General features: G+C 42.5%; 1 protein-coding gene. It reads left to right on the forward strand.

The genetic code is table 11. The features are described from left to right. A partial coding sequence (locus tag F6K20_RS28440) for a WD40 domain-containing protein (protein WP_502708888.1) occupies positions 1-3,476 on the forward strand: 3,476 nt, incomplete at its 5' end. Between the last annotated feature and the right edge of the window lie 295 nt (positions 3,477-3,771).

Consider the following 3,771-nt stretch of genomic DNA (forward strand, 5'->3'; position numbering starts at 1 on the left):
TGCCAAAACGCAGAAGAGCTAAGTCTCAACTTCCAGCCCTTGAGCAGCCGGAAATGGTTGCAGATGAAATTATTGCTTCTGGTAGACAACAAGATATCAATAATTTGCTCGAAAGAATTGGCAATACTAGTTGTAAATTAACTGTTATTCATGGACCATCTGGAGTTGGAAAAAGTTCCTTAATCTATGCAGGATTAGTTCCAATTCTCAAGCAAAGAGCTATTGGTCAACGAGATGTATTGCCAATTGCCATACGAGTCTATACTGACTGGGTTAGGCAGTTAGGCGAGTTATTGGTTAATGCACTAAGAGCAAGAGGGCTTAGTCTTTCTGTTGAAGCAGATTCAGTAACTAGCATCTTGCAACAGTTGCAAGAAAATGGTGACCGAAACTTACTAACAGTTTTAATTTTTGATCAGTTTGAAGAATTATTTGTTGCTGTCCCAGATATAGTCGATCGTAATCTTTTATTGGAATTTTTAAAAACAGCAATTGACTATATTCCTTATACTCAAGTGATTCTGTCATTAAGGGAAGACTATCTACACTATCTCTTAAAATTTCAACGTTCAAAAAAAATAGATACTATCAATTACATATTAAGCCAAGATATACTTTATTATCTAGGAAACTTTTCTCAAGAAAATAGTGATAATTTTATACAACATGTAACAACTAAACTTCATTTGTATTTGGAAAATGCTTTGATTAATCAACTTGTAAATGATTTAGCAGGAGAGCTAGGTGAAGTTCGTCCCATTGAGTTACAGATTGTGGGATTACAATTACAAGAAGAGAAAATTTATAAACTGGTTGAGTATCAAGCAATCGGTTCTAAACAAAAGCTATTGGAGCGATTTTTAGCTGGAGTTGTTAAAGACTGTGGTTATTGGAATGAACGTGAGGCAAGACTAGTTTTATACCTCCTAACAGATGAAAATAACACTCGACCACTCAAGTCAAGGGCAGAGTTAGGATCGGGTTTATTCGATCTCGGAGTAGGAGAGATAGAAAACCTAGATTTAATATTAGAGATCTTCGTCAACTCAGGATTGGTTTTACTTTTGCCAGAATTTTCGACTGCGCACTATCAATTAGTACACGACTATCTTGTTCCTATTATTCGTCAATCGACAGGAGCTTTAATAATCACTGAATTGGAACAGGAGAGACTAGCAAGAAAAGAGGCGGAACGAAGTAAATTAAGACTAGAAGAGGCGTTTTTTAAAAGCCGATTTAGAGCATCAATTGTCAAAAAAATGATTATTATGGTAGTATTAATACTATTGACCGGACTACTATTTGCGAGACAAGTTAAAATACTAAAGACTCTTGCTCTTGCTCAATCCTCAGAAGCCCTATTTAACAGAAATAGGGAGTCACTTGATCCACTCATATTAGCTTTAAAGGCAGGAACACAACTTAAGTCAGCAATCGCAGTAGGAACCAATACCCGCACTCAGACTTTAGCTGCATTACAGCAAGCCCTTTATGGAGTCAGAGAGCGCAATCGTTTGGAAGGTTATGACAGTTGGGTTAATAGCGTCACTTTCAGTCCTGATGGTGAAATCCTTGCCACTAGCATTGCTGATAGTACGGTCAAACTTTGGAGGGGAGATGATGAAATACTAACCGTTCTCCCAGGGCATACAGATACAGTCAATAGCGTCAGTGTTAGTCGTGATGGTGAAATCCTTGCCACTGGCAGTGCTGATGGCACCGTCAAACTCTGGAGTATAGACGGTCAATTACGACACACCCTCCAGGGGCATGAAACTGAGGTTACAAGTATCGGTTTCAGCCGGGACGGTCAGGTGATTGTCAGTGGTAGTCGCGGCGGAATAGTAAGATTGTGGGACAGACAGGGCAACCCAATTGGGCAACCCTTTGCAATACAGAACGCTAGTATTACGAGTCTCAGTTTCAGTCCTGACGGTAAGGTGATTGCCAGTGGTAGTAGCAACGGAATAGTAAGATTGTGGGACAAACAAGGCAACCGAATTGGGCAAACCTTTATGGGGCATAAAGCTGATGTTACAAGTATCAGTTTTAGCCCTGATGGTCAGACCCTTGCCACTGCTAGTCTGGATGGAGCTGTTAGACTTTGGAATCTTCAAGGAAAGGAAATTCTTACTTTCCAGAGTTCTGGTGCCACAATCAACAGCGTTAGCTTCAGTCTTGATGGTCAGACAATTGCCACTGGCAGTTTAGATGGAACTGTTAAGCTTTGGAGTCGGGAAGGTCAGGAACTCCAAATCTTGCGGGGTCATAAGAGAGGGATTGCAATTATGAGCTTTAGTCCCGATGGCAAAATTTTAGCCACCGCCAGCAGAGACTTGACCGTCAGACTCTGGAGCGTTGAGGACTATGATCTCAAAACCCAAACCCTATTTGGACATAAGGCTGTGGTTGATAGCGTCAGCTTTAGTCCCGATGGTCGCACAATTGCCACTGCTAGCTTCGATGGAACTGTTAAAGTATGGGAACGAGACGGTACACTAGTCAGTACCTTAGAAGGACATCAAGGTGCAGTCATAAGTCTTAGTTTCAGCCCTGATGATAATGTCATTGCCAGTCTTGGTTTGGATGGAAGTGTCAAACTCTGGAAACTAGACGGTACACTAGTGAAGACCTTAGAAGAAAATCAAAATCCAATCATAAGTTTTAGTTTCAGCCCTGATGGGAAATTCCTTGCCAGTGCTGGTTTGGATGGAACGGTAAAGCTATGGAGTCTGGAGGGTAAACTAATCAAAACTATTGATGCCCATAAAGCTAGTGTTTACAGCGTCAGTTTCAGCCCTGATGCACAATTATTTGCCAGTGCTAGTAACGATGGAACCGTAAAACTCTGGAATTTAATAGGTCAACAACTGGCAACTCTCAAGGGACATAACGATGATTTTGACAGTGTCAAGTTCAGCCCTAATGGCAAAATCATCGCTACTGCTAGTAAGGATGGAACCCTTAAACTCTGGAATTTGAGCGGTGAAGAACTTGAAACTCTCAAGGGGCATAGTGCTGCGGTGATTAGCCTCAGCTTTAGCCGTGACGGTCAGACCCTTGCTACCGCGAGTCTGGATGGAACTATTAAACTTTGGAATTTGCAAGGTCAACAACTGGCAACTCTTAAGGGACATAGTGGTGTAGTCAATAGCCTCAGTTTTATCCCCTACGGTACCATACTTGCCAGTGGTAGTAGTGACGGGACAGTCAAACTCTGGAGTCTTCCGGAGGGTAAAGTACTCCAAACCCTCAAGAGTAGTGGTGCTGCGATCAATAGTGTTAGCTTCAGCCCTGACGGCAAGACTCTTGCTACGGCTAGTGAGGATAAAACTGTAATGTTATGGAATATCGATCTAGCTCTAAGTAGTCTAGATGAGCTACTGCGACGTGGTTGCGATTGGGCTGGGGATTATCTAAGGAATAACCCGAATGTAAGTGAACGCGATCGCACTGTTTGTGAAGGCATCAACTAAAACGCGATTGACCTTTGGTCACGCTTCGCGATCGCACTCTTTGTCGAGGTATCAACTAAAACGCGATTGACCTTTGGTCACGCTTTAGGCTTTGCCGACGCTGCTTGAGGTGCGAACGCACTGGTCCGATTGTGATTAATCCGTTGGTGGGCAGTGCCTACTTTGGCGATTGCTAACCACATGAATCGGTCGAAAGCACTGCCCACCCTACATCAACTACTAAAACGCGAATGCACTGTTTGTCGAGGCATTCACTAAAACGCGATTGACCTTTGGTCACGCTTTAGGCTTTGCA

This window comes from Moorena sp. SIO2C4, from assembly GCF_010672485.1.
Lineage (GTDB): Bacteria > Cyanobacteriota > Cyanobacteriia > Cyanobacteriales > Coleofasciculaceae > Moorena > Moorena producens.